The sequence below is a fragment of the Microvirga aerophila genome, from assembly GCF_003332305.1.
In the GTDB taxonomy this organism is placed as follows: domain Bacteria; phylum Pseudomonadota; class Alphaproteobacteria; order Rhizobiales; family Beijerinckiaceae; genus Microvirga; species Microvirga aerophila.
Genome location: NZ_QOIO01000037.1, coordinates 1 through 24661, shown reverse-complemented (window position 1 = coordinate 24661; position 24661 = coordinate 1). Strand labels below are relative to the sequence as shown.

Here is a 24661-nt window from a genome sequence, read left to right as displayed (position 1 = left end):
CTTAAAACAAGTTCCGGCTTAGCGACGACGCATGGCGCCGCCCGGCAGACGCTGGGCATCGGAGTAGTGATGCTCCAGGTGCGGGATGACCGAGGTGGCGAACTGGCGAAGCGCCGGATCGGTGCCGTTCTGGGAGTAGCTCGTATAGAGGGCCAGCGCCTCCTGGTGGGCCATGCGCTGGGCCTGGCCGTAGAGGCGGTCGAATTGCGGGCCGGACGTGGAGGCGAGCTGGTTCAGCATCGCACTCTTCTCAGCGTCGAGCGGAACGCCAAGGCGGATCGGGGTCACCGAGCCGGTCGCCTGAACCTCGCCCGCGCGGCTAGCGGCTGCGCCTGCCGTCGCACCGACGCCGGCACCAACGGCTGCTCCCACAGGACCGCCGACCAAGGCGCCAATGCCAGCGCCAGCCAGTGTGCTGCCGACAGCGCCGCCCACGAACTCACCGGACTGGGAATAGACGGCGCGGCCACCATTGAGAGCCTGGCTCGTCATGCCGTGATCCTGGATCATGTTCTGCGCATAGGCGAGAACGCGCGGGTTGCGCGACCGCTCGAGGGCGAGGCGGCTGGACGCGATCTCAAAGGCGTCGGATTGCGACGCCATCATGCGGAAGGTCTGGCTGTCCATCATCTGGGCGAAGGCAGGTGTAGAGACAGACGCCAGCAGGGCCGCGGCGGCGAGATACTTTTTCATGGGATAGACTCCTGTTTCCGGGTCGCAGAACACTGCGCGAGGCCAAAACAGGCCCGCGAGACGCGAAGGTGACTGCTGCACCTCTTCAACTGCGAATGGTCTAAGCGGTTCCAGAGAATGTGATTTTCTTGAGATTATGTTCAAGCTTGGCTGCACAGACTTTGCATCGCCGCTCTAATCTTCAACTGTACTGGAGATTGCTTCGCTGGTTGTGCTGCGGCTCTCAGGCTGCAGACCCAAGGATACGCGACCGTGTTCGACGCCACGATTTCTGAGCCATTGCGAAAGGGAAAAAAGACGGCCCGGCGGGGACCGGGGGCGGTGACGCCGGGCCTAGCCACAGGGAAATTTCCTGATCGGCGATCTCTGTGGTTGCCGGGACCATACCAAGCGTTGCCGACGTACTGGTATGTGCAAAAGCGGTACTCCAGAGTGCGGAGGCGCCCAGTGTTGGGCCTCAGAGGCCTGAAGCGCCCTCTGATGCCTGGCGGATACGTCCCAGGGACAACATCCCCATGCCGCCGACGCTGCCGTCGGGCCGCAGGCCCCGCAGCTCGGCCCTCAACAGAAATCCCGTTTCGTCCTGGTCTATCGTGAAGAGGTGGTATCCCGCCTTGTGGGTCAAGGTTCCACCCCGGGCCGATGCGGAGGGCGCCCCGACAACCGGCACTGGTCCCCGAGGCCCATTGAGGTGATGCAGGGCCCCCACATGGTTGTGTCCATGCAGGATGAGCTCAGCGCCAACGCGGCCGATGATGTCCTCGAATTTGCGGGCGTCAGTGAGATTACGGCCAGGCTCCGCTCCGCCCACATGGGGCGGATGGTGAATGAGCACGATGCGGAAGCAGGAGGAATCGCGACCCAACTCTCCAAGGATGGCTTCTGCGGCCTTGCGCTGCTTCGACCCGATGCGGCCGCTCGCCACAAAAGGAAGCGTCGGAATGGCAGACGAGAGGCCGATCACCGCGATGGGACCATAGCGGCGCAGGAACGGGAAGACCGCCACGGTGCCGTCGTCGCTGCGCGTCCAAGGGCCCACTTCCTTGAGCAGCCCCTCGAGAGAGCCGCCCACATAGGCGTCGTGGTTGCCCGGAACGAAGGTGACCCGGGAGGGGTCGCCCAAACCCTCGAGGAACACCCGCGACGTCGCCCATTCGCTCGGAAGACCGATATTGCAGGTATCGCCCGTGCAGGTGATGTGATCGGGGTTCTGCGCATGAATGTCGGCGACGAGCTCCGCCAAGAGCGTCATGTCGTGACTATCCTGGCGGTTGCGGTGCCAGTTGTACCAACCAGTCAGCCGCTTGCTCAGCAATTGCCGCAATCGAGGTCGCGGCAGCGGCCCTACGTGCGGATCTGTCAGGTGGGCAAGACGGAACATGGCGGCTCGACGCTTGTGAGGGGCACGGAGAGTTCGTTCAACTGAAAGGCTCCGTCAAGCGCTCCCGATGAAGATGCCGGCCAGAAGAACCAGGACGCCGCCTACGACCACCTGATAGGTGGCGCTCAGGAACGGCGTATCCATGTATTTCGTCCTGATCCAGGAGATCGCCACGAGCTCCACTGCGACCACCACGGCCGCGATGCTTGTCGCGAGCCAGAAGGCGTTCGGCCAGGAATCCGGCACCAGATACGGCAGGGTATGGCCGATCCCGCCTGCCGCGGTCATGAGCCCGCATATCAGCCCCCGCAGCCAGGGTGAGCCGCGTCCGGTGATCCGTCCATCGTCGGAAAGCGCCTCCGTCAAGCCCATGCTGATGCCCGCGCCGACGGACGCCGCAAGACCCACCAGAAAGGTCTCCTTGTTGCTGTGCGTGGCGAAGGCCGCAGCGAAGAGCGGCGCGAGGGTCGAGACCGATCCATCGATCAGCCCTGCGAGACCCGGCTGCACGTATTGCAGAACGAAAAGGCGCCTACGGGTCTCCTCCTCGGCGGCCTCGGCATCTTCGGTCAGGTGCACGTCGTGCAGCTCGCTGGCTTTGCGCTCGTGCCCGCGCTCCACCTCTGCGAGCTTCATGAAGAGCTCGCGCACGCCGACGTCGAGGGTGGCCTGGGCGGCCTGCTCATAGAAGCTGGCAGCCTGAAGCTCCATGAGCTCGGCCTCTCGGCGCATCTTGTCGAGATCGAGGTGGGGGTTCCACCACACTGCCCGGCGCTTGAAGAAGCCGCGCACGTCCTCCCGTCGGATCGGCGGCAGATGCTCGCCGAATCGGGACCGGTAGAAGGCATAAAGGGAGTTGCGGTGGTCGCGCTCCTCCCCGGCCATGTCATCGAAGATATCGGCGGAGGAGGGGAAATTCGCTCGGAGCCGATCGGCGAACGCCTGATAGATCCGCGAGTCTTCCTCTTCGTTGGCGATCGCGAGGGCAACGACCTCGCGCTCCGTCAATTCGGAGAGAGCCTTCATGCCAGCCTCCTGTTTAGAAGTATTCTAAACAGGTCTCCGGCTTGCGGCAAAGCCTCTTTGACTTAGTACTGAACGCCCGGGAGCAGGGTCGAGTAGATCGTGCGGTCCTCAAGGTTGAGGGCGGGGGACCAGGTGAAGCTGGAGGAGCGGTTCAGCCAGGACAGGACAAGAGAGAGAAACATTGGAACACCTTTGGTTGGCCCTGTCTTAGACCTGCGTTATGTGCAGGTCACGCGTCGTTTGAGAAGTGCTCATATGCTTTAATCGCATGGCACTGTTCATAGTTCTGTAATTTTGTTGTGATGTGGTGACCTGATGTCCGACACCCCCCTACAAAGTTCGGTCTCGCGCCTGATGCAGCGAGGGCTCCATACCTACTGGCGTTTTTCCCGCGGTTTGACCCTGGGTGTTCGGGGAATCGTACGTGACCGTGACAACCGCGTCTTTCTGATCCGCCATACCTACGTCCCCGGCTGGCACCTTCCCGGCGGAGGGGTGGAGACGGGCGAAACGGCCCTGGAGGCTCTCGGTCGCGAGCTGCGCGAGGAAGCCTGCATCCGGATCGACGAGGCTCCGCAGCTGTGCGGGGTTTACTTCAACGCCAAGGTTTCCAGGCGCGACCACGTTCTCGTCTACCTCGTCCAGGATTATACGGTGCTTGGGCCAAAGCAGCCGGACCGGGAGATCGCCGACGCCGGCTTCTTTCCCCTCGACGCTCTCCCGGACGGCACCACACAGGCGACCCGCCGCCGTCTGGCGGAGGCCTTCCAAGGCGCGCCCCTGGCGCAGACATGGTGAGAACCGTTTGCGCCATGCCCGTGACGCTGCTATGGCCAATGAAATTCAGGAAACGCCGAGCTTCATGACCATCATGCGGACCTTGCGACGACGACACGGCTGACATTCGTCCGGCCACTATCCGGCCACTAATCGTCTTTGTCGCTATTGCGGGAGTCCGCCCATGACCGAGCTTTCCCTAATTATCCGCGCCGAGCAACCCAACGACTCCGAGTCCATCGAGCGCCTGCACGAGCGCGCCTTCGGCCCGGGCCGCTTCGCCCGGACGGCCTCGCGCCTCCGGGAGGGTGCTCCCCACCTGCTCGATCTGTCCTTCACGGCCATGGTCGGAACACTCCTGGTCGGATCCGTCCGACTGACTCCGGTGATGGCCGGCGAGGAGCCCGCCCTCATGCTCGGGCCTTTGACGGTGGAGCCCGCTTTCGAAAGCCGCGGCATTGGAGCGGCGCTCATGCAGCGCTCCCTCGACGCCGCGAAGGAGCAGGGGCATACCCTGGTGCTTCTGGTCGGCGACGAGCCCTATTATGCCCGCTTCGGCTTCAGGCGCGTGCCGCCCCGCCAACTCCAGCTCCCGGGCCCTGTGAACCCAGACCGCTTCCTCGCCCTCGATTTACAGGAGGGCGCCTTGTCGCGAGCCAAGGGGATCGTGACGCCGCTCCCACATTCGGCCTGATCAGGCTCGACGGCGGCCTTCCGTCAGCCAGGCCGCAAGGGTGGCTCCCACCAGGAGCACAAGACCCAGGAAGCCGAGGGCCAAGGGCAACACCGACACGCCGCGGACAATGGCGCTGTCGCTCGGCCTGATCCCGATCCAGTCCCCGCCCGCAAAGCGCGAACCCGAATGCACGGCCAGGATTCGCGGTACGGAAATGCTCCGATCGCCCGCCGTCGCGACGCGCCTGATCGACCCGCCCGTCGCCTCGGCGATGGGCTGTAGCGCCTCCGTGTTGCTGAACACGTCGGTGAGCTCGCGCGGATTGGCCGGGCCGATGCTCACGAACGTGATGAGATCGCCGGAGCGCACCGTGTGGAGGCCGAGTTCGCGGCTCTCGACCTGCGCCGTGAACAGGCCTGGTTGCGTCTCGCTGAGAGCAACGCTGCCTTCTTGGCCGACGGGCGAGATCAGCGTCACCGGATCGGCGGTTTCGCTCATGGTCTGGCGTTCGATGCGAATGTTGCGGCCCGCCGCCGTCGCGCGAAGCGCCTCCTCTTCCAGGGCAGGCTCCTTCATGAGCCAGTGCGAGAGGCGGCGCAGCAGGTCGATATGCGGGCCGCCATCGTTATAGCCGCGCGCCCAAAGCCAGGCATGATCCGACAGAAGCAGCGCGACGCGGCCCTTGTCCTCCCGGCGCAGGACCAGAAGCGGCAGATCGTTGGCGCCCGACATGACGGTTGCGCCAGACTGAACCTGCGAACCGATGATGCGCAGCCATTCTCCCCAGGCGGGAGGCTGCTGCTCAGAGCCGGGGAGGGCGCGTGTTACGGGATGGCGCTCGCCGGTCTTGGTGATCTGAGCCTTATAGGGCTCCTCGACGATACGGCCGTCCGGCGTGCCGGGAATGATCGGCGCGAGCCGGGTCTGGGCCAGACTGCCGTAGCTTGCGAACTCGGGGCCCGCCGCCACCAGTACCGCGCCGCCGTCGCGCACGTAGCGCACGATGTTCTCGAAATAGCTCGACGGCAGGACGCTCTGGTTGGCGTAGCGGTCGAAGATGATCAGGTCGAAATCCTTAATCTTCTGCTGGAACAGCTCGCGGGTCGGAAAGGCGATGAGGGAAAGTTCGTTGATCGGCGTCCCATCCTGCTTTTCCGGCGGACGCAGGATCGTGAAATGGACGAGGTCCACGTTGGCGTCTGATTTGAGCAGGTTGCGCCAGGTGCGCTCGCCCGCATGGGGCTCGCCGGACACCAGCAGCACCCGTAGCTTCTCCCGGATGCCCTCGATGGGAACGACCGCGCGATTGTTGGCCTGCGTCAGCTCGTTGGGCAGGCCTTCGACTTCGAGCTCGACCACGTTGGTGCCGCCGTGGTCGATGCGCACCTGAACCGAGAAGGGCGTATCGGCCCGCACCTGCTGGCGGGCGAAGACCTGACCGTCGCGGCGCACGGTCACGAAGGCCGAGCCCGTGCCTCCGCGCTCCATAACCTGCGCCCGGATCGTCTGGTCCTTTCCGACGATGCCGAAGCGAGGCGCTTCCAAAAGCTTGATCTGCCGGTCACGCTCGTCAGGACGTCCCGTGATCAGCGCATGGAGAGGCGCCTTGAAGCCAAGGCCGTCGACGGATGGCGGAATGTCATGCACGACGCCATCCGTAACGAAGATGACACCAGCCAGGCGATCGGGCGGCACATCGGCAAGTCCGTTGGAGAGAGCTGCGAACAGGCGTGTCCCGTCATCGCCGTCGCCATCATCGGCTTCGATGAAGCGTGGCTCCACGTCGGCCACGGAGCCAAAGCGACGTTCGAGTTCGGCGCGCACCTGATCGGTCATGCTCGGTCGGTCGCCGAGGGTCTGCGACGTGGAGCGGTCGATAACAACCGCCACGATGTCCTTCACCTTCTCGCGCTCCTCCTGCACGAGCGCCGGATTGGCGAGCGCCAGCAGGACAAGCGCAAGGGCAATGGCACGCAGGATCGCGACAGGGCCTCGGGACAGGACTGCCAGAACGGCGAGCAGCAGGGCGACGGCTCCCACCGCCCAGAGGGCATAGGCTGGAATCAGAGGCGAGAAGCTGACCGATAGCAAAGGGATCTCCTCGACCTATTGTCCGAGCCGCTCGAGGAGCGCCGGAACGTGAACTTGGTCGGCCTTGTAGTTACCGGTGAGCGCGTACATGGCGATGTTGATGCCGCCCCGGAGAGACATCTCCCGCTGACGCGGATCGCTGCCCACGACCGGATAGAGGACCTCCCCGCGGTTTCCCACGGCCCATGCGGCCGCGAGATCGTTGGAGGTGATGATCAGGGGGGAGACTCCGTCGCCGGAGCGCGCCGGACGATTTCCCTCATCCTCGGATTGGGGCGGCATGGCCTCGACCCAGGTCTGGCCCGTGGCATAGCGGCCTGGGAAGTTGTCGAGGATGTAGAAGGTCTTCGTGAGAACGTGATCGACGGGCACCGGCTCGAGCTCAGGGATATCCAGTGATGCGAGCATGCGGCGCAGGGCCTGCCCCTCAGCGCTCGCGGCTCCATCGAGCCTTGCGCTGAAGGCATCGCGCGTGTCGAAGATCACTGTGCCGCCGCCTTTCATGAAGGCGTCGATGCGCCGGACGGCAGCCTCGGACGGCATAGGCCTGCTGGCCACCACAGGCCAGTAGATCAGCGGATAGAAGGCGATCTCGTCCCTCGAGGGATCGATCCCGATGGGCTCACCAGGCTGAAGGGCCGTCCGCTGGCTGAGAACCTGCGTCAGTCCCGTGAGGCCGGCTTTGCTCGTGGCGTCGACCTGTGAATCTCCGGTGATCACGTAGGCCAACCGCGTGACAAGAGCCGCGTCCTTGTCTTCGCGTGTGGTGGACCGCTGCTCCTGGGCCTGAAGGTCCAGCGGAGCATTGACGAGCATGATCGCCGCAAGGACAAGAGCCGCTCCCGCACCCGCCCTGCGTGTGCGGCTGACGAGGTTCGCCAGATGACCGCCGAGCCAGAGTGACGCCAGCGTGTCGACGAGGAGAAGCACGAGGGCGAGGCTGAAGAGAGGCGCCCGCAGGTCGATCGTCTGCGCACCCACGAGTCCGGACACCCGCGCGTTGAGCGGAGCGATGTTCAGCGGCGCCAGCTTGTCGCCTGGGACCAGGGCGTTGACCGCAAGGCTTGAATCGACCGGGCCGTAGAAGCCCGGCGGATGTTCGGCCGTGGCGCGCTCGGCATAGGTCCGCGTCACGGCGCGGGCTGTTGCCGGTGGTGATGTGAAGGCGCCGTAGCCATCGAGGGTCAGACGCGGAGCAACGGTCTGGTTCTCGGCGTTGCGCGCCTCCGAACCCACATCGTTCGGCGCACCGGCCAAAGCCGTGATCCGGCGCAGCATGTCGACGAAGAGGCCCGAGAGGGGCAGGTTCGACCATGTGGTGTCGCCGGTGACATGGAACAGCACCACGAGGCCGTCCCCCCGTTTGTCGGCGGTGACGATCGGCGTGCCGTCCGAGAGTGACGCCCAGGTCCTAGCCGCGAGATCGCCGTCGGGCTCCGCCAGGATCTGCCGCCGGACGCCGATTTCCTCAGGCACATTCAGGCCGAAGAACGGGCTCTCGCGGGTGAAGGCCGCGAAAGTCTTCGGTGTATCCCAGGATAGGGTGCCCCCGAGATTGCGGCCGCCCCGGCGCAGGCGCACGGGAACGAGATCATCGTTTCCGGCCGATAGACGCGAGCCTGCAAAGCGCAGCAGCAAGCCGCCTTCCTCGACGAAGGTGGTTACCTTGCCGAGCGTTTCGCGGTCGAGCCCGCCCACATCGGCAAGTACCAGAACCGAGACCTGCTCGTCGATCAGCTGCCCGACCGCGTCGCCAACCGCGCCCCGGCCATGGCGGATCTCGCTGTAGGGCGAAAGAGCCCGCTCGATGTAGTAGAGCGGCGACAGGAGGGGCTGGGCCTGATCCGACGTGCCGCCGAAGACGAGGCCCACCCGCCGGCGCTTTCCCCGCTCATCCAGGAGGCTCACGGCTCCGGCGGAGCCCTCGCCGAGGATCTCGATGCGCGCAATGGCGTTACGGATCTCGGTCGGAACATCGAAGACCGCGGTGGCCTCCGTGGCATTCTGGTCGAACGTGAAGCGTGCATCCGCCAACGGCAGGTTCTTCAGGTCCATGGCGCGGACGACGCCCGCGTCGCGGCCGTTCGGCTCGGCCCTGATGATGCGCGAGTTCAACTGGCCGCTCGTGTTTTCCGCGCCTGCGAGCGCAAGCGCCGATGCACGCTCGGCCTTGACGACCGTGATCCGGCGACCTTCCGACATCTGTGCCAAACTTTCGACGAAGCCCTGACCGTCAACACCGGCGACCCCATCGGTGATCCAGACGATTTCGGCGTCAGGGGTCGCCTCGAGGAAGCGCCTGACGGAGTCCACATGGGCCCGCCGGTCGGGCAGATGAGGCAGCGGCTCGAAGGAACGCAGGCGCTCCAGGGCGGCGGCCGGATTCGAGGGCTCGATCCCGGCGGGAGCCTCGGCGGTTGCCAGGACGGACACGACGCGACCTTCGCGCCCCGCCGCCTCGATGGGCTCGGCCGCGAGGTTCATGCGCTCGCGCCAGTCATGCGCCGCCGCAAAGCCGTTGTCGAGGATCAGCAGGAGCGGAGACCGGCTGCTGTCGGCGGCGATCGGGTTCCAGATCGGCCCTGCGGCGGCAAGGATGAGGAAGGCCGCCAGGAGCAGCCGCAGCAGAAGCAGCCACCAGGGCGTGCGCGCCGGCATTTCCCGCTCCGGGCGCAGATCCGCAAGGATCTTGAGGGGTGGAAAATCGACCCGCTTCGGCTGTGGCGGCGTGATGCGCAGGAGCAGCCAGATCGCCGGCAGGGCGGCGAGGGCGGTCAGCACGAGCGGGACGGTGAAGGTAAGAGGAAGTCCAAGCATAAACTACCGCCCTCCCGGACTGGCGCCGCGGGACGTGCTGACGAGAGTCATGAGGCGAAGCGCGGCCTCGCTGGCTGGTCGGTCGGTCCGATGGATCGTCATGGTCCAGCCGCGGCGGCGGACCAATTCGTCGATCTGCGCGCGGTGTTGCGCGATGCGTTGCCGGTAGGCATTGCCCCAGGAAATGGCGTCGCCGATGCGAAGCGACAGGCCGTCCTCCAGGTCGTGCAGGACTGCCTGCCCTTGGAACGGGAAGGTTTCCTCGACCGGGTCGACGATCATGACCAGATGGCCGCGTGCGCCCCGGCTCGAAATCCCTTCGACGACGGTCGAGATCTCGCTCACGGGGGTCAGGAAATCACCGATCAGAATGGCCTCGTGAAGAGGCGCGATGGGGGCTTGGGGAGGCAGATCGTCCTCGAGGGACGAGCGTTCCGCCACCATGGTTTGGGCCATCGTCTCGGCGATGCGCCGCGATGCGCGGGGGGACATGAGGCCGAGCATGCCCGTCCGCTCCCCTGCCTCGACGAAGCAGTCGGCAAGGGCAAGGCCCAGCACCACCGCGCGCTCGATCTTGGGAGCCTGCGCCAAGTCCGACGCAAAGCCCATGGAGGCGGAGCGATCGACCCAGAGCCAGATGGTCTGGGCCGTCTCCCATTCCCGTTCGCGGACGTAGAGCCGGTCGTCCCGGCCCGAGCGTCGCCAGTCGATACGCTGCGCGGCTTCACCAGCCACGAAGGGACGAAACTGCCAGAAGCTTTCGCCGACTCCGGCACGCCTGCGGCCATGAATGCCGTGCGACAGGCTCGCCGCCACGCGTCTGGCCTCGAGCACGAGGCGCGGCATCCGCTGCGCCAGGGAGAGCGCGCTTTCCGTCTCATGGCGGCCCGGGAGGCGGGCGCTTTCGGGGAGGACCCGGGTGCGGGTCATGATGGGAATCCTAGCCTGCCAACCGCGCCGTCAGGCGACCGATCACGTTCCGGACCGTCTCTCCGTCCGCTCGGGCCGAGAAGGTGAGCGCCATGCGGTGCTTGAGCACCGGCTCGGCCAGCGCCACCACGTCGGCGATCGAAGGCGCGACGCGTCCCTCGATGAGCGCCCGGGCGCGCACCGCCAGCATCAGCGACTGGCTGGCGCGGGGGCCCGGTCCCCAGAGGAGCTTATCGGTCACGCCGTCGACGCGTTGGCCTTCCGGCCGCGCGGAGCGCACGAGGTCGAGAATCGCATCGACCACGCTCTCGCCAACGGGCAGCCGGCGCACGAGGCGCTGCGCATTCATGAGGCCTTCCGCCGACATGGCCGCGACGGGCTTGCGTTCTTCGGCGCCTGTCGTCTCGATTAGGATGCGGCGTTCGGCCTCCCGGTCCGGGTAGCCCACATCAATTTCCAGCAGGAACCGGTCGAGCTGCGCTTCAGGGAGTGGATAGGTGCCTTCCTGCTCGATCGGGTTCTGGGTGGCCAGCACATGGAACGGCTGCGGCAGATCGTGCCGCTCGCCACCCACGGACACGTGATGCTCCTGCATGGCCTGCAGCAGGGCCGATTGCGTGCGCGGGCTCGCGCGGTTGATCTCGTCGGCCATGAGGAGCTGCGTGAAGACCGGCCCCTTCACGAACCGGAACGAGCGCCGCCGGTCGGCGCCTTCGTCGAGCACTTCGGAGCCCAGGATGTCGGAGGGCATCAGGTCGGGAGTGAACTGGACGCGCCTCGCATCGAGGCCGAGCACGGTCCCGAGGGTTTCGACCAGCTTCGTCTTCGCAAGGCCCGGCACGCCGACCAGAAGACCGTGGCCGCCGGCCAGAAGCGTGATGAGGGTCTGGTCGACCACTTCCTCCTGGCCGAAGATGACCGTGTGGATCGCGTCTCTGGCGCGCCCGACAGTCTCAAGCGTGGCCTCCGCGTTCCTGATGATGGCATCGTCCAGGGCGGTGGGCGCTTGAGCTATGCTGGCCGTCATGAGTTCTCTCCGCTCATTAACATCAGCCCCCAGAGCTAGTCTGCCTTCGGTCGGCATCCATATGCAAGCGGGTCGATGCGACGCAGCAAGGCAAGGAGGCGAACTGGACGGCGTATCTGACGGCACTATGCTTTAGGAAGGTAGCGAACGATGGCTGTTCGTCGATCCTCAAGGTTCATTTTCTTGTTCACGCTTGTGTCATGATAGATCAGGTCGCCTCCACCCCCGGAAACGCCCTGTCGCACCTCATCGAAGCCCTGGGCCCCGAATCCGGGCGCCGAGGGTTGCCTCCGGTCGAGCGCTGGAACCCGGCCTATTGCGGCGAGATCGACATGCGGATCGCAGCCGACGGGACCTGGCATTACATGGGCACGCCCATCAACCGCCCGGCTCTCGTGCGCCTGTTCTCCACGATCCTGCGCAAGGACCCGGAGCGCTATGTGCTGGTCACGCCGGTCGAGCGTGTTGGAATCGTCGTGGAGGATGTGCCGTTCCTGGCGGTCGAGATGGCGGTGGACGGCGAGGGCGAAAACAGGCAGATCGCTTTCCGAACGAATGTGGACGATCTCGTGCAGGCAGGCTCCGAACATCCCTTGCGCTTCGAGCGCGATTCAGACGGCGGCGTGAAGCCCTATATCCTGGTGCGGGGCGAATTGTGGGCGCGGGTCACCCGGGCCCTGGCGCTCGATCTCGTGGCCATGGGCGAAACGCGGGAGGTCGACGGGCAGGAGGTTTTCGGGATCCCGTCGAAGGAAGGATTCTTTCCCATCGCGCCGGCCTCGGAGCTGGGCGAGGCATGACCAGGCTCGCTCCTCTGGAAACGCTGGACTTTCTGACCCTGGCCGCCGAGCGACTGCGCCCGCAACCGCCCGATCCGACCGAGGCCCTTGCCAATCCGCGCGGCGACCACAGCCTCGACGGCGTGCCTTTGACGTATCCGCTGACGCCCAAACCTGCGGCCGTTCTCGTGCCTGTCGTCATGCGCGAGGAGCCAACCCTGCTCCTGACCGAGCGCGCCTCCCATCTACGCCAGCATTCAGGCCAGATCGCCTTTCCGGGCGGCCGGGTCGATCCCACGGACGAATCAATCGAAGCCGCCGCCTACCGGGAAGCCGAGGAGGAGATCGGACTCGACAGCCGGTTCATCCATCCGCTTGGCTATCTCGACGCCTATCTGTCCGGGACAAATTATTTGGTCATGCCCCTCGTGGCGCGAGTGTCGCCGTCCTATGCGCTCAACATCAACCCGCACGAGGTGGCGGACGTGTTCGAAGTGCCGCTCGGCTTTCTGATGGACCCCGCCCGCCACGAGCTTCATTCCCGCGAATGGAAGGGCCGCCTGCGCCGCTACTATGCAATTCCTTACGAGGAGCGCTACATCTGGGGCGTGACGGCGGGCATCATCCGCAATCTATACGAGAGGCTCTATACTTCATGACGCGGGCGATCCTTCAGGAATCGGTGCTGTTTCTCCTGCCTTTCATCGCTTTCGCCATCTACCTTCTGATCATCCGCCGCAACCCTCTGGCTTGGTCCTCATGGAGCGAACACTCCTTTTGGCTCGTCATCGCCGGGCTGGCTTGCGTCATCGTCTCGCTGGTGGCGGCCGGTCTTCTGGCCGATCGCCAGGCCGGGGCCTTCGTGCCGACGCATATCGAGGACGGCCGCGTCGTTCCGGGACAATTCAAGTGACGCCATCTCTCGACCAGAATGCGCTTGCCAGCCTGCTCGAGCGTCCTCAGCTGCGCCGGTTGCTGGAAGCCTTCAATGGCGGCGGCGAGGAGACGCGCATCGTCGGAGGCGCGTTGCGCAACGCGATGCTCGGCCGCCCCGTCCTGGAAGTGGATTGCGCCACGACGGCGATGCCGGACACCATCGTTAAACGGGCAGGCGCGGCCGGATTCAAGTCCGTTCCAACCGGCATCGATCACGGCACGATCACCGTGATCGTCGATGGGAAACCGTTCGAGGTGACGGCCCTGCGCGAGGACGTGGAGACCGATGGCCGGTACGCGGTCGTTCATTTCGGCCGCGATTTCGTAGCGGATGCACGTCGGCGCGACTTCACCATCAACGCCTTGTCATTGGGGCTTGATGGACGCCTGTACGATTACACGGGCGGCGTCGCGGATCTCGCGGCGAGGCGTGTCCGCTTCATCGGCGATGCGCAGACCCGCATTCGCGAGGATTACCTGCGCATCCTGCGGTTCTTTCGTTTCCATGCGGAATATGCCGAAGGCGACCCGGACCCGGAAGGCCTCGCGGCGTCAGGAGCCGAGCGTCAGGGCCTCGGAATTCTTTCGCGCGAGAGGATCCGGAACGAACTGATGAAGCTGCTCGTGGCCCAGAGGGCCGAAAGCACGATTCAGGTCCTGGCCGAGCATGGCTTTCTCACGTGGCTCCTTGGAGGAGCGGTGGAGTTCGGCCGGTTCCATCGTTTCATCGCCGCCAACCGAAAGAATGCCGCTGCCATCTGGCGCCTAGCGGCCCTTGCGGTGCTGACGGAAGAAGATGCGGAGCGTCTGCGGGAGAGGCTGCGACTGTCGAACGAGGAACACCGCAAGCTTGCAGCCTACGCGCGGCTGCTTGCCATTCTCAAGACGCGACCGCTGCCACTGGACGCAGCGGATATCCGCCGCCTCGTGGCTGAATACGATGTGGAAATCCTCACGCCTCTCCTGGTGGCGGTCGCAGGCGAACCCGCACCGGTCGTTCATGCGGACGCGTTAGAGGTCTTGTGGCGGTTCGGGACCGGAGCGGAGCCGGTACCGGTCTTTCCGCTTCGTGGGGCCGACCTCGTGGAGGCCGGTATTCCGAAAGGGCCGAGGATTGGTGAACTTCTGTCCCGCGCCCGCCAGGCATGGCTGTCGGAGGGGTGCCTGACCGACGAGGATTCGGCAAAGGCCCTGCTGCGGCGCATTCTCGATCAGGAGAACGCCTGAGCGTATGGTTCGACCACGACAGGTCCCGGCGCATCCGGGAAAGGAGAGATCGGCGTGAGCATTACTGGGCTTTTCGACTTGTCCGGCCGCGTCGCTTTGGTGACCGGCTCCAGCGCGGGGATCGGGCTTGCCCTGGCGCAGGGGCTGGGCCGCGCTGGAGCGACCGTGGTTCTCAATGGCCGTCGGGCCGATCTGGTAGCATCGGCGGCGCAAAAGCTCCGCGACGAGGGGCTGAAGGCCGCCGAGATGCCCTTCGACGTCACCGACAGCGCAGCCGTCAGGGCGGCCGTGGAGCGGATCGAGGCCTCCATCGGCCCCATCGATATCCTGATCGACAATGCGGGGATGCAGCGGCGCGCCCCTCTCGAGGATTATCCGGAGGAGACCTGGCGCGAGCTGATGACGATCAATGTGGACAGCGTCTTCTATGTGGGGCAGGCGGTGGCTAGGCGGATGATCCCGCGCGGACGCGGAAAGATCATCAACATCTGCTCGGTTCAAAGCGAGCTCGGTCGCCCTTCCATCGCCCCTTACACGGCCACGAAGGGAGCCGTGAAGATGCTCAACAAGGGTATGGCGATCGACTGGGGCAAGCACGGCTTGCAGGTCAACGGCATCGGACCCGGTTATTTCAAGACGGAGCTCAACCAGGCCCTGGTCGACGACAAAGCCTTTTCAGACTGGTTGATCGCCCGTACTCCGTCCCGGCGATGGGGTGAACTCGAGGACCTTGTCGGGGCCGGAGTTTTCCTGGCCTCCGACGCCTCGAATTTCGTCAACGGGCAGATCCTTTATGTGGACGGCGGCGTAACCGCGAGCCTTTAAGGGGGGCGCTGCTTCCGGCCTCAGGGCCAGCGGACAGTCGGCGGCATTGACGAGAGGATCGACTCGATGTTGCCGCCGGTCTTCAGACCGAAGATCGTGCCCCGGTCGTAGAGCAGGTTGAATTCCACATAGCGCCCGCGCCGCATCTGCTGCTCCGTCCGGTCCGCCTCGGTCCAGGCCGTTCCGACGTTGCGGCGAACGATCTCCGGGTAGATCTTCAGGAAGGCTTCGCCCACGTCGCGGGTGAAGGCGAGATCGGCCTCCGGGGCTCCGGTCCAGTGATAATCGTAGAAGATTCCGCCGATGCCGCGGGGCTCGTTGCGGTGCTTGAGAAAGAAGTACTCGTCGCACCAAGCCTTGTACTTGGCGTAATCCACCGCCGGCTGGTGCCGGTCGCAAGCCTCCTTGAAGGCAGCATGAAACGCAGCCGTGTCCGGATCGTCTTGGGTTCGCCGTCTGTCCAGCACTGGCGTGAGGTCGGCGCCGCCGCCGAACCAGGGTTTCGTGGTCACGACGAAGCGTGTGTTCATGTGCACGGTCGGCACGTGCGGGTTCCAGGGATGGGCGATCAGCGAAATGCCCGAGGCCCAGAACCGCGGATCCTGGTCCGAGCCGGGAATCTGTCCGCGGAATTCAGGCGCGAATTCGCCGTGCACCGTCGAGATATGCACGCCGACTTTCTCGAAGACCCGGCCGCGCATGATCGACATGACGCCGCCACCCCCAGGGTTGCCGCTGTGATCCTTGCGCTCCCACGGCTTGCGCTCGAAGCGCCCGGGTGCGGTCGCTTCCGGAGGCAGGGGAGCCGTCACCTCGTCCTCCAGGGCCTCGAAGGCGGCGCAGATCCGATCCCGCAGGGAGGCGAACCAAGCGGGAGCCTCGGTCTGCATGGTCTCGATGGCGGCTTTGTCGGTCATGGTGTTGATTCCTGAGAGGCAAGACGAAGATTTACGCTAGAGGCTGGACATGTAACGAGAATGTCCCACAGCCCTCATCCTGAGGAGCGAGGCGTCTCAAAGCACGGGATGTTTCCATTGCTCATTGCAGCCTCCTTCGAGACGCCACTGCGTGGCTCATCAGGATGAGGATGGAGTGATGGGCCAATCCCCCGACGTGACGGTGATGTTTCATGTCCCTGAAATGGCGGCGTTTGGAAAGCCATTCGTCTGCCGCAGCGCCTCGCCCAGGATCATCGCGGCCGTGATGGCCACGTTGAGGGAGCGCAGCCCTGGCCGCATGGGAATGACGATCCTCGCATCGGCGGCCTGGTGAACCTCGTCCGGCACCCCTGCCGATTCTCGTCCCACGAGGATGATGTCGTCGAGGTCGTAGGCGAACTCGGCGTAGGGGATAGCCGCCTTGGTGGTGGCCAGGACAAGGCGGGCTCCAGCCCCTTGGCGCCACGTCTCGAAGCTGGTCCATGAGACGTGGCGGGTGATTGCGGCGCGCTCCAGATAATCCATGCCGGACCGGCGCAGGTTTCGGTCGGAAACGTCGAATCCGGCGGGCTCGATGATCTCGACCGGCACGCCCAGGCAGGCCGTAAGGCGCAGCATAGTGCCGGTGTTCTGCGGAATATCGGGTTGGTAGATGGCGAGACGAGGCATGGGAGCGTCATCGGGGCAGGACGCTCCTGCGTCAAGTGAACGCTTCGCTGCCGGTGGTGTTAAGCAGGGGTTGGGTTCAGCAAGAAGATCCCGGGGATCAGGATGTATCGGTGGTTTGAGGAACGGATCGACCCGTTCGCCCCTTTCAACGAGGATGAGACGCCCCCCGGCACCGTGGGCCGTTTCGCCTGGTATTATCTAAAGCCCGTCCGCTTCTGGCTGGGGGCTCTCTTCATCGTCGCCCTGATCGTCGGGATCCTCGAATCGTCCCTCTACATCCTGATCGGCTGGTTGGTGGACCTGCTGGCGCGGTCGACTCCCGAACGTCTCTGGGAGGATCACGGTACGGCCCTCCTGCTGGTCGGGGTCCTGATCCTTGTTGTGAGGCCTGTCCTGCACATCGCGCACGAGATCGCCACCAATCAGATCCTCGTGCCGCAAAGCACCAACATGATCCGCTGGCGGACCCACGTTTACACGCTGGGACACGCGCTGAGCTACTTCCAGGCGGATTTCGCCGGGCGTCTCGCCAACCGCATCACCCAGGCCGGCGGGGCCATCCGCGAGATCGCCGTCACGATCCTCGACACGCTTCTTTATGTGGCGATCTTTGCCTTCACGGCGCTCGGCCTGTTCTCGACCATCAGCCCCTGGCTCGCGCTGCCCATGGGGCTGTGGATCCTCGGCTATGTCCTTTTGCTGCGATTCTTCGTGCCGAGGGCCAGGAAGCTTTCGCTCAGGACTGCCGATACCCGTTCGGTCCTGGTTGGGCGGATCGTGGACAGCTACACCAACATCCTCACGGTGAAGCTTTTCGCTCGTGCCCGGGAGGAGCGATCCGCCGTGCGAGAAGCCTTGGCGGCCCACACCCGAGCGTTCCTGGATTCGTTCCGGCTGATCACCAGCACCACTGGGCTTCTCACGGTCATGAACAGCATGCTGCTCGTGTCCACCGGGGGGCTCTCGATCTACCTGTGGACCCGAGGCCTCATGACCAGCGGCGAGACGGCGACGGGGCTCGCCCTGGTGATGCGGATCCTGGCCATGTCCGGTTGGGTGATGCAGACCGTGCGCGGGGTCTTCGAGAATGTCGGCGTCGTACAAGAGAGCATGCAGACCATCGCCAGCCCCCACGAGATCGTGGATGCGCCGGCAGCTCCGCGACTCGCGGTCGCCCGGGGAGAGGTGCGTTTCGAGAACGTGTCGTTCCACTATGGCCGAGAGGACGGGATCATCGAGGATTTCAGCCTCACGATCCAGGCGGGCGAGAAGGTCGGCCTGGTGGGCGCAAGCGGGGCCGGAAAGACGACGATTACCTCCCTTCTGCTTCGCCTCCACGACTTGGAGAGCGGGCGCATCCTCATTGACGGGCAGGATATCGCCCAGGTCAGTCAGGATTCCCTGCGGGCCGCCATTGCCATGGTGACGCAGGACACCTCCCTGCTGCACCGCTCGATCCGGGACAACATCGCCTATGGCCGCCCGGACGCCCGGGACCGGGAGATCGAGCAGGCGGCCCGGCTCGCCCACGCTCACGACTTCATCGTCGATCTTGAGGATCACCGGGGCAGGCGGGGTTACGAGGCCCATGTGGGGGAGCGGGGCGTCAAGCTCTCGGGAGGTCAGCGCCAGCGCGTCGCCATCGCCCGCGTGATCCTCAAGGACGCCCCCATCCTGGTGCTGGACGAGGCCACCTCGGCTCTGGACTCCGAGGTGGAGGCGGCGATCCAGGAGTCCCTTTCCGCCCTCATGGAGGGCAAGACAGTGATCGCCATCGCGCACCGCCTGTCCACCATCGCGGCCCTAGACCGGCTCATCGTGATCGATCAGGGCCGGATCGTCGAGGAAGGAAGCCATTCGGAGCTTCTGGAGCGGGGCGGGCTCTATGCCAGGTTGTGGCGCCGCCAATCCGGGGGCTTCCTCGGGGCTGACGAAACGGCGTCCGGTTGAGCGATCCAGGCTGGAACATCTCCAATCCGGCTATGGACAGGCGGGCTTGACCGTGCCAAAGAGCCTGCGCGCGGCGACGCCCAGTCGCATTGCGCGCGCGTTGGCGCACATGTTTGTTCGAAGGGATAAGCAGCGTGCCGGTGCCTCGGGTTTCCGAGGCATTTCAGACGCGCGGTTCTCGTTTTTTGACGAATGCTGGAGAGCCAAGTGGCCGAGACCACCACTCATGTCGCTGAGCCGACACGGCGCGATTTCCTTTACATCGCCACAGGCGCAGCCGCCGCTGTCGGCGGCGCCACCCTGGTATGGCCTTTCGTCCAGTCGCTGGCGCCCGATGCGGCGACCGTGGCGGCTGGCGCGCCGGTGGAGGTCGATCTGACGCCCATCGCCGAAGGGCAGATCGTCAAGGTCTTCTGGCGCGGTAAGCTCATTTTCGTCCGGCACCGCACCGCCGATGAAATCAAGGCCGCCGAGGATGTGAACGTCGCCTCCTTGCGCGATCCGCAGCCGGATTCGGCCCGCGTGAAGCCGGATCACGCCCAGTGGCTGATCGTCTACGGCAACTGCACCCATCTGGGCTGCGTGCCGCTGGGCCAGCAGGGCGAGTATCACGGCTGGTTCTGCCCCTGCCACGGCTCGGTCTTCGATACGTCCGGCCGCGTTCGCGGCGGTCCGGCTCCCATCAATCTGCCGATCCCGCCCTACGCCTTCACGTCCGATACGAAGATCGTTATCGGCCAAGACGAAGCCACGGCATAATTTTCCGCGACGATCACTGCGATCAGGCGATATCCATGAGTCAGCACCCCACGACCTACGTTCCCAAGAGCGCCTTCGGTAAATGGTTCGAGAGCCGCCTGCCGATCGCGAGCCTCGTCCACTCGTCCTTCATCGCGTTTCCGGTGCCGCGGAACCTGACCTATTTCTGGACCTTCGGCGCCATCCTGGTGTTCATGCTCGTGGCCCAGATCGTCACCGGCGTGTTCTTGGCGATGTACTACACGCCGAACGCCTCCATGGCGTTCCAGTCGGTCGAGCACATCATGCGTGATGTGAACTACGGCTGGCTGCTGCGCTACCTGCACGCCAACGGCGCGTCGATGTTCTTCGTGGCCGTGTACATCCACATCTTCCGGAACTTCTATTACGGCTCCTACAAGGCTCCGCGCGAGGTTCTGTACATCCTCGGCGTCATCATCTTCATCCTGATGATGGCTACCGCGTTCATGGGCTACGTCCTTCCCTGGGGCCAGATGAGCTTCTGGGGCGCCACCGTGATCACCAACCTGTTTTCGGCGATCCCGGTCGTGGGCGAGACGATCGTGAGCTTCCTCTGGGGCGGCTACTCGGTCGGCAACCCGACCCTCAACCGCTTCTTCTCCCTGCACTTCCTGCTGCCCTTCATGATCTTCGGCGTGGTCATCCTCCACGTCTGGGCGCTGCACGTGCCGGGCCAGAACAACCCGACCGGCATCCCGATCAAGTCCGGCAAGGACGCGGTTCCGTTCACCCCCTACGCCACGATCAAGGACATCTTCGCGGTCGTCGTGTTCATGATCTTCTTCGCCTGGTGGGTGTTCTACATCCCGAACTACCTCGGCCACGCGGACAACTACATCCCGGCGAACCCGGCCGTGACCCCGGCCCACATCGTGCCCGAATGGTACTTCTTGCCCTTCTACGCCATCCTGCGCGCCATTCCGGACAAGCTCGGCGGCGTCATCGCGATGTTCTCGGCGATCCTCGTGTGGTTCCTGATGCCGTGGCTCGACACGTCCAAGGTCCGCTCGACCGCCTACCGCCCTCAGTACAAGTTCTTCTTCTGGGTCTTCGTCGCTGTCTGCGTGCTGCTCGGCTGGCTCGGCTCGAAGCCTGCGGAAGGCTGGTATGTGATCGTGTCCCAGATCGCCACCGCGTACTACTTCATCCACTTCCTGGTGGTCCTGCCGCTGCTCGGCCTCTTCGAGCGTCCGCTGCCGCTGCCGAACTCGATCCTCGAATCGGTGATGGGCGTGCAGAAGGGCGGCGCGGGCATCCCTGTCGGCGCCAATGCCGAGCCGCAATCCAAGGGCTAAAGCGAGCGCTGAGGAACAACATCATGATGAAGCGTACTCTTCTCATCGCCGCGGCCCTTCTCGGCCTCTCGGCTCCCGCATTCGCCGCCGGCGAAACCCCTGTTCCGCCGCAGCTGAGCTGGACCTTCCAGGGTCCCTTCGGCAAGTTCGACCGGGCCCAGCTGCAGCGCGGCTTCAAGGTTTACCGGGAGGTTTGCGCCTCCTGCCACTCCTTGAGCTACGTGGCCTTCCGCAACCTCTCGCAGCCCGGCGGTCCGGAGTTCTCCGAGGCCCAGGTCCGCGCGCTCGCGGCCGAGTACAAGGTCCAGGACGGCCCCAACGACGCTGGCGACATGTTCGAGCGTCCCGGCCGGGCGGCCGACCGCTTCCCGGCTCCGTTCCCCAACGAGAACGCAGCCGCTGCGGCCAATGGCGGCAAGGCTCCCCCGGATCTGTCCCTGATGGCGAAGGCCCGCACCTACGAGCGCGGCTTCCCGTGGTTCATCCTGGACGTCTTCCGGCAATATTCGGAGAACGGCGCGGATTATCTCGTGGCCCTGCTCAACGGCTATCATGAGCCCCCGGCGGGCTTCCAGGTGCCGGAAGGCGGCCACTACAACGAGTACTTCCCCGGCCACATCATCGCGATGCCCAAGCCCATCAGCGACGGTCAGGTCGAGTATCCGAAGGACGCCAACGGCCAGGCGCAGGCGCCCGAGACGGTGGACCAGTACGCTCGCGACATCACGGCCTTCCTGACCTGGACGGCCGAGCCGCATCTCGAGGCCCGCAAGCGCCTCGGCTTCCAGGTGATGCTGTTCCTCATCGCCCTGTCAGTTCTGCTCTACTTCACCAAGAAGAAGATCTGGGCCCGGGTCGGCGGCGAGGTCGAGGGCCATGCCACCCCTCCGATGACGCACAATCCCTGATGGTTTGAAAGGCCCCGGCTTCCGGGGCCTTTTCTTTTTCGGCTAGGCCTGTGACGGTTCGGTAAGGTAAAGCCGAGGACGCCAGATCCATGGACGAACCTTGCGCCCCGAAACAAATCCCAGCCCTCTTCATCCAACGGTCGACACCCTGTTCGGCAACCCCTGCCATGCGGTCCATGCCCAGCCGCACCTGACGCCGCAGGCGCAGGCGGACCTTCACGGCCTTCAGCAGGCCGTCGTTGCCCAATGGCCCGGCGCGTTCCACCAGCCTCCGGCGCACTCCCTTCACGTCACGATCTATCCGGTCGTTCCCATCACAGATGGGTTCGACAAGAACGCGTATTGGAACGAGATTGGTGGGCCTGCCAGGGCGCTTCTTGAGGAGTTCTGCGCGGACGCCCGGCCCCTCGAGTTGCGTTTTTCCCGGCTTCAGGTCGCCCCTGTCGGTGTCATCGCCATTGCGCGGGACGAGTCGGGGCAGATCGAGCGTTTGCGGGAGAGGATCGTCGACACGCTCACGCCTCCCACTGGCATGGAGCATCGGCGCTACGACATGATCCATTCGACCCTTGCCCGCTTCTCGGCCGCCCGACCGATGCCGGCCGCAGTCGTGGACCAGATCGAAGCGCTTCCAGTTGCGCTGACCGTCCAGGTCGAGCGCCTCAGGATCTTCCGGGAGACGCTTTTCCCCTGTCTCGTCGGTGACGAAATCGTATCGGTTCCGCTTGGCCGGGCGGGCTGATATGTCTCCCCGGCGGACGAGGCTGGTTCCTGTCCGGTCCCAACACTAACCGAGGCGACATGACGAAAGCAGTGCTGGGCATCATCGGCGGATCGGGCGTGTACAACCTGCCCGGGCTCGAGGATATGCGCGAGGAGCGCATCGCTTCACCCTGGGGCGAGCCGTCGGACACCTTACGGATCGGCCGGATTGGACAGACCAAGGTGGTGTTCCTGCCCCGGCATGGACGCGGCCATTTCTACTCCCCGTCCGACATCAATTACCGGGCCAATATCGACGTGCTGAAGCGGGCTGGGGTGACCGACCTGATCTCGGTTTCGGCTTGCGGTTCGCTCAGGGCCGAGTTCTACCCCGGCTTCTTCGTGCTCGTGGATCAGTTCGTGGATCGGACATTCCGCCGTGAAACCTCATTTTTCGGACGAGGCTGCGCGGCGCATGTGCCCATGGCCCATCCCGTCGGGCCCAAGCTGCAGCAGCGCATCGCCGACGCGGCGAGCGCGGAGGATATCCCGTTTCACCAGGGCGGCACCTATGTGTGCATCGAGGGGCCGCAATTCTCCACCTATGCGGAGTCAATGACCTACAAGGGTCTGGGCTACGATGTCATCGGCATGACGGCCATGCCGGAGGCCAAGCTCGCCCGCGAGGCCGAGATCACCTATGCGACGGTCGCCATGGTGACGGATTTCGATTGCTGGCACCCTGAGCACGACGATGTGGATGTCGCAGCCGTCGTGGCGGTGGCGCAGCAGAACGCCTCCAAGGTCGCAGGCCTGATCGCTCGCATCGCCCGGGATTTTCCGGCCGAGCACGAGCCGTGTCCCAACCGGTCCGACCGGGCTCTCGACGGCGCCATCATGACCGCTCCGTCCGTGCGCGATCCTGAACTGTTGAAGAAACTCGACGCGGTCGCCGGCCGCGTCCTGTAACAGGGTGAGCCCATGGTGGCCTTCTGGCCGCCCTCTCGATAGTATGTTCCTCTCAAAACCGAGCTTCCGTATGGACCAGCGCCTCCTCACCGATCTCAAATCGGCCATCCGGTCGATCCCGGACTACCCCAAGCCCGGCATCATCTTCCGGGACATCACGACCCTGCTCGGGGATGCGCGCGCCTTCCGCCGTGCGGTGGACGAGCTAGTCCACCCCTTCGCGGGTGGGCGCGTCGACAAGGTGGCGGGGATCGAGGCGCGCGGGTTCATCCTCGGGGGCGCAGTCGCCCATCAGCTCTCGTCGGGTTTCGTGCCGATCCGCAAGAAGGGCAAGCTGCCCCATGAAACGGTGCGCATCGCCTATTCACTGGAATATGGCGTCGACGAGATGGAGATCCACACCGACGCCATCGGCCAGGACGAGCGCGTCATCCTCATCGACGACCTGATCGCCACCGGCGGTACGGCGGTCGCCGCCACCCAGCTCCTGCGCCAGATGGGCGCCAACATCGTGGCCGCCTGCTTCATCATCGACCTGCCGGATCTCGGCGGAGCCCAGAAACTGCGCGACCTCGGCGTCGAAGTACGAAGCCTCGTGAGCTTCGAGGGGCATTGAGGCCTCTTATACCAATCGGCGCTGATGCTCATACATTGGCCCAGTCTCGTAGGCCAATGGACATGATGGTCCAAGGCTGCTCGACGAGCTTGTTCCAAGCCGCGCAGCAATGATCGAGAATGTCCGTGTAGGACATGAAGATCCGGTTGGAGATCCAGTTCTCCCTCATGAATTGCCAGATATTCTCCACCGGGTTCAACTCGGGCGCTTTGGCCGGGAGTGGCACCAGGGTGATGTTGGCTGGCACCTTCAGCTTCCTCGAGACGTGCCAGCCCGCCTGATCCAGCAGCAGCACCGCATGCGCCCCCGGCGCGACGGCTTGCGAGATCTCGGTCAGATGCAACGTCATCGCCTCGGTCGTGCAGCGCGGCAGAACCAGGCCGGCGGCTTTGCCCTTCGCCGGGCAGATCGCCCCAAAGATGTATGTCGAGGCGGTTCTCAGATCCCGCTGCGCCGACGGACGGGTGCCGCGCTTCGCCCAGCGCCGGGTGATTTTGTTCTTCTGACCCACCCGCGCCTCATCGGCAAACCAGATCTCTAGCGGCTTGCCATCGGCCTCGTGGGACGCGATTTCCGCCACACGCGCGGGAAACTCTTTTTAAAAACCGCCACCGCGGCCTCGCTCTTGGCATAATGGCGCGGGCGGGCC

23 protein-coding genes and 1 pseudogene are annotated in these 24661 nt (G+C 64.8%); 14 read left to right on the top strand and 10 right to left on the bottom strand.

Features of this window, described 5'->3' with window-relative positions; translation table 11 throughout:
• Positions 1-18: 18 nt before the first annotated feature.
• The 3 genes from DRB19_RS18965 to mbfA all read right to left on the bottom strand — a co-directional run bounded on the left by DRB19_RS18965 (position 19) and on the right by mbfA (position 3100).
• Positions 19-693 carry a DUF4142 domain-containing protein gene (locus DRB19_RS18965; RefSeq protein ID WP_114187599.1) on the bottom strand — a complete coding sequence of 225 codons (675 nt, stop codon included), beginning with the start codon at positions 691-693 and terminating at the stop codon, positions 19-21.
• Positions 694-1150: 457 nt separating this feature from the next.
• Complete coding sequence (locus DRB19_RS18960; protein ID WP_114187598.1) at positions 1151-2074, bottom strand: metallophosphoesterase family protein; 924 nt, start codon at positions 2072-2074, stop codon at positions 1151-1153.
• Positions 2075-2128: 54 nt separating this feature from the next.
• Complete coding sequence (gene mbfA / locus DRB19_RS18955) at positions 2129-3100, bottom strand: iron exporter MbfA (protein ID WP_114187597.1); 972 nt, start codon at positions 3098-3100, stop codon at positions 2129-2131.
• Positions 3101-3415: 315 nt separating this feature from the next.
• On the opposite strand from mbfA, the gene DRB19_RS18950 reads away from it, so the two are divergent.
• Positions 3416-3898, top strand: a complete 483-nt coding sequence (locus DRB19_RS18950; RefSeq protein ID WP_114187596.1) for an NUDIX domain-containing protein — start codon at positions 3416-3418, stop codon at positions 3896-3898.
• A gap of 163 nt (positions 3899-4061) precedes the next feature.
• Entirely contained in the window at positions 4062-4571 is a 510-nt protein-coding gene (locus tag DRB19_RS18945) for a GNAT family N-acetyltransferase (protein WP_114187595.1), read from the top strand.
• Here the strand turns inward: DRB19_RS18945 and DRB19_RS18940 are convergent, their stop codons facing one another.
• Genes DRB19_RS18940 through DRB19_RS18925 form a run of 4 tightly spaced genes read right to left on the bottom strand, consistent with a single transcriptional unit; the run spans position 4572 to position 11418 of the window.
• A complete protein-coding gene (locus DRB19_RS18940) occupies positions 4572-6644 on the bottom strand; it encodes a hypothetical protein (RefSeq protein ID WP_114187594.1) in 2073 nt (690 codons plus the stop codon).
• 15 nt (positions 6645-6659) lie between these two features.
• A complete protein-coding gene (locus tag DRB19_RS18935; protein ID WP_114187593.1) occupies positions 6660-9461 on the bottom strand; it encodes a DUF4159 domain-containing protein in 2802 nt (933 codons plus the stop codon).
• A gap of 3 nt (positions 9462-9464) precedes the next feature.
• Positions 9465-10391: a DUF58 domain-containing protein gene (locus DRB19_RS18930; RefSeq protein ID WP_114187592.1), complete on the bottom strand. Its 927-nt coding sequence runs from the start codon at positions 10389-10391 to the stop codon at positions 9465-9467.
• A gap of 10 nt (positions 10392-10401) precedes the next feature.
• Positions 10402-11418 carry an AAA family ATPase gene (locus tag DRB19_RS18925; protein ID WP_114187591.1) on the bottom strand — a complete coding sequence of 339 codons (1017 nt, stop codon included), beginning with the start codon at positions 11416-11418 and terminating at the stop codon, positions 10402-10404.
• 200 nt (positions 11419-11618) lie between these two features.
• Between DRB19_RS18925 and DRB19_RS18920 the strand changes: the two genes are divergently transcribed.
• Genes DRB19_RS18920 through DRB19_RS18900 form a run of 5 tightly spaced genes read left to right on the top strand, consistent with a single transcriptional unit; the run spans position 11619 to position 15185 of the window.
• A complete protein-coding gene (locus DRB19_RS18920) occupies positions 11619-12218 on the top strand; it encodes a DUF1285 domain-containing protein (protein ID WP_114187590.1) in 600 nt (199 codons plus the stop codon).
• A complete protein-coding gene (locus DRB19_RS18915; protein ID WP_114187589.1) occupies positions 12215-12856 on the top strand; it encodes a CoA pyrophosphatase in 642 nt (213 codons plus the stop codon). The genes DRB19_RS18920 and DRB19_RS18915 overlap by 4 nt, the downstream gene beginning before the upstream one ends.
• Complete coding sequence (locus tag DRB19_RS18910; RefSeq protein ID WP_114187588.1) at positions 12853-13110, top strand: DUF6111 family protein; 258 nt, start codon at positions 12853-12855, stop codon at positions 13108-13110. Before DRB19_RS18915 ends, DRB19_RS18910 begins: the two co-directional genes overlap by 4 nt.
• Positions 13107-14360: a CCA tRNA nucleotidyltransferase gene (locus DRB19_RS18905; RefSeq protein ID WP_114187587.1), complete on the top strand. Its 1254-nt coding sequence runs from the start codon at positions 13107-13109 to the stop codon at positions 14358-14360. Before DRB19_RS18910 ends, DRB19_RS18905 begins: the two co-directional genes overlap by 4 nt.
• A gap of 54 nt (positions 14361-14414) precedes the next feature.
• Entirely contained in the window at positions 14415-15185 is a 771-nt protein-coding gene (locus DRB19_RS18900; RefSeq protein ID WP_114187586.1) for an SDR family oxidoreductase, read from the top strand.
• 20 nt (positions 15186-15205) lie between these two features.
• Here the strand turns inward: DRB19_RS18900 and hemF are convergent, their stop codons facing one another.
• Together hemF and DRB19_RS18890 are read right to left on the bottom strand one after the other, a co-directional pair.
• Complete coding sequence (gene hemF / locus DRB19_RS18895; protein ID WP_114187585.1) at positions 15206-16102, bottom strand: oxygen-dependent coproporphyrinogen oxidase; 897 nt, start codon at positions 16100-16102, stop codon at positions 15206-15208.
• Between the two features lie 210 nt (positions 16103-16312).
• Positions 16313-16792, bottom strand: a complete 480-nt coding sequence (locus DRB19_RS18890) for a tRNA (cytidine(34)-2'-O)-methyltransferase (protein WP_114187584.1) — start codon at positions 16790-16792, stop codon at positions 16313-16315.
• Positions 16793-16894: 102 nt separating this feature from the next.
• Between DRB19_RS18890 and DRB19_RS18885 the strand changes: the two genes are divergently transcribed.
• From DRB19_RS18885 to DRB19_RS18855, 7 genes are all read left to right on the top strand, one after another.
• Positions 16895-18742 (top strand): ABC transporter ATP-binding protein, encoded by a 1848-nt coding sequence (locus tag DRB19_RS18885; RefSeq protein WP_114187583.1) that lies wholly within the window; start codon positions 16895-16897, stop codon positions 18740-18742.
• 192 nt (positions 18743-18934) lie between these two features.
• Complete coding sequence (gene petA, locus DRB19_RS18880; protein ID WP_114187582.1) at positions 18935-19501, top strand: ubiquinol-cytochrome c reductase iron-sulfur subunit; 567 nt, start codon at positions 18935-18937, stop codon at positions 19499-19501.
• Positions 19502-19536: 35 nt separating this feature from the next.
• Positions 19537-20817 carry a cytochrome b gene (locus DRB19_RS18875; protein WP_114187581.1) on the top strand — a complete coding sequence of 427 codons (1281 nt, stop codon included), beginning with the start codon at positions 19537-19539 and terminating at the stop codon, positions 20815-20817.
• Positions 20818-20840: 23 nt separating this feature from the next.
• The gene (locus DRB19_RS18870) at positions 20841-21725 is read left to right on the top strand and encodes a cytochrome c1 (protein ID WP_114187580.1); all 885 of its coding nucleotides are present in this window, start codon (positions 20841-20843) and stop codon (positions 21723-21725) included.
• Positions 21726-21825: 100 nt separating this feature from the next.
• The gene (locus DRB19_RS18865; RefSeq protein WP_162815753.1) at positions 21826-22467 is read left to right on the top strand and encodes a 2'-5' RNA ligase family protein; all 642 of its coding nucleotides are present in this window, start codon (positions 21826-21828) and stop codon (positions 22465-22467) included.
• A gap of 59 nt (positions 22468-22526) precedes the next feature.
• On the top strand, positions 22527-23396 hold the full coding sequence (locus DRB19_RS18860; RefSeq protein WP_114187578.1) for an S-methyl-5'-thioadenosine phosphorylase: 870 nt from the start codon (positions 22527-22529) through the stop codon (positions 23394-23396).
• A 70-nt stretch (positions 23397-23466) separates the two neighbouring features.
• On the top strand, positions 23467-24012 hold the full coding sequence (locus DRB19_RS18855; RefSeq protein WP_114187577.1) for an adenine phosphoribosyltransferase: 546 nt from the start codon (positions 23467-23469) through the stop codon (positions 24010-24012).
• A 28-nt stretch (positions 24013-24040) separates the two neighbouring features.
• Here the strand turns inward: DRB19_RS18855 and DRB19_RS18850 are convergent.
• Positions 24041-24661, bottom strand: a pseudogene (locus tag DRB19_RS18850) (IS630 family transposase); the annotation flags it as partial.

What these genes read in the sequence shown, in the direction of transcription:
- DRB19_RS18930 (WP_114187592.1), bottom strand. Translation starts at nt 10,391, where the DNA reads ATGACCCGCACCCGGGTCCTCCCCGAAAGCGCCCGCCTCCCGGGCCGC.
- DRB19_RS18965 (WP_114187599.1), bottom strand. Translation starts at nt 693, where the DNA reads ATGAAAAAGTATCTCGCCGCCGCGGCCCTGCTGGCGTCTGTCTCTACA.
- DRB19_RS18855 (WP_114187577.1), top strand. Translation starts at nt 23,467, where the DNA reads ATGGACCAGCGCCTCCTCACCGATCTCAAATCGGCCATCCGGTCGATC.
- DRB19_RS18875 (WP_114187581.1), top strand. Translation starts at nt 19,537, where the DNA reads ATGAGTCAGCACCCCACGACCTACGTTCCCAAGAGCGCCTTCGGTAAA.
- DRB19_RS18890 (WP_114187584.1), bottom strand. Translation starts at nt 16,792, where the DNA reads ATGCCTCGTCTCGCCATCTACCAACCCGATATTCCGCAGAACACCGGC.
- DRB19_RS18910 (WP_114187588.1), top strand. Translation starts at nt 12,853, where the DNA reads ATGACGCGGGCGATCCTTCAGGAATCGGTGCTGTTTCTCCTGCCTTTC.
- DRB19_RS18945 (WP_114187595.1), top strand. Translation starts at nt 4,062, where the DNA reads ATGACCGAGCTTTCCCTAATTATCCGCGCCGAGCAACCCAACGACTCC.
- DRB19_RS18920 (WP_114187590.1), top strand. Translation starts at nt 11,619, where the DNA reads ATGATAGATCAGGTCGCCTCCACCCCCGGAAACGCCCTGTCGCACCTC.
- DRB19_RS18950 (WP_114187596.1), top strand. Translation starts at nt 3,416, where the DNA reads ATGTCCGACACCCCCCTACAAAGTTCGGTCTCGCGCCTGATGCAGCGA.
- petA (WP_114187582.1), top strand. Translation starts at nt 18,935, where the DNA reads ATGCTGGAGAGCCAAGTGGCCGAGACCACCACTCATGTCGCTGAGCCG.
- DRB19_RS18885 (WP_114187583.1), top strand. Translation starts at nt 16,895, where the DNA reads ATGTATCGGTGGTTTGAGGAACGGATCGACCCGTTCGCCCCTTTCAAC.
- DRB19_RS18960 (WP_114187598.1), bottom strand. Translation starts at nt 2,074, where the DNA reads ATGTTCCGTCTTGCCCACCTGACAGATCCGCACGTAGGGCCGCTGCCG.
- DRB19_RS18860 (WP_114187578.1), top strand. Translation starts at nt 22,527, where the DNA reads ATGACGAAAGCAGTGCTGGGCATCATCGGCGGATCGGGCGTGTACAAC.
- mbfA (WP_114187597.1), bottom strand. Translation starts at nt 3,100, where the DNA reads ATGAAGGCTCTCTCCGAATTGACGGAGCGCGAGGTCGTTGCCCTCGCG.
- DRB19_RS18935 (WP_114187593.1), bottom strand. Translation starts at nt 9,461, where the DNA reads ATGCTTGGACTTCCTCTTACCTTCACCGTCCCGCTCGTGCTGACCGCC.
- DRB19_RS18870 (WP_114187580.1), top strand. Translation starts at nt 20,841, where the DNA reads ATGATGAAGCGTACTCTTCTCATCGCCGCGGCCCTTCTCGGCCTCTCG.
- DRB19_RS18915 (WP_114187589.1), top strand. Translation starts at nt 12,215, where the DNA reads ATGACCAGGCTCGCTCCTCTGGAAACGCTGGACTTTCTGACCCTGGCC.
- DRB19_RS18925 (WP_114187591.1), bottom strand. Translation starts at nt 11,418, where the DNA reads ATGACGGCCAGCATAGCTCAAGCGCCCACCGCCCTGGACGATGCCATC.
- hemF (WP_114187585.1), bottom strand. Translation starts at nt 16,102, where the DNA reads ATGACCGACAAAGCCGCCATCGAGACCATGCAGACCGAGGCTCCCGCT.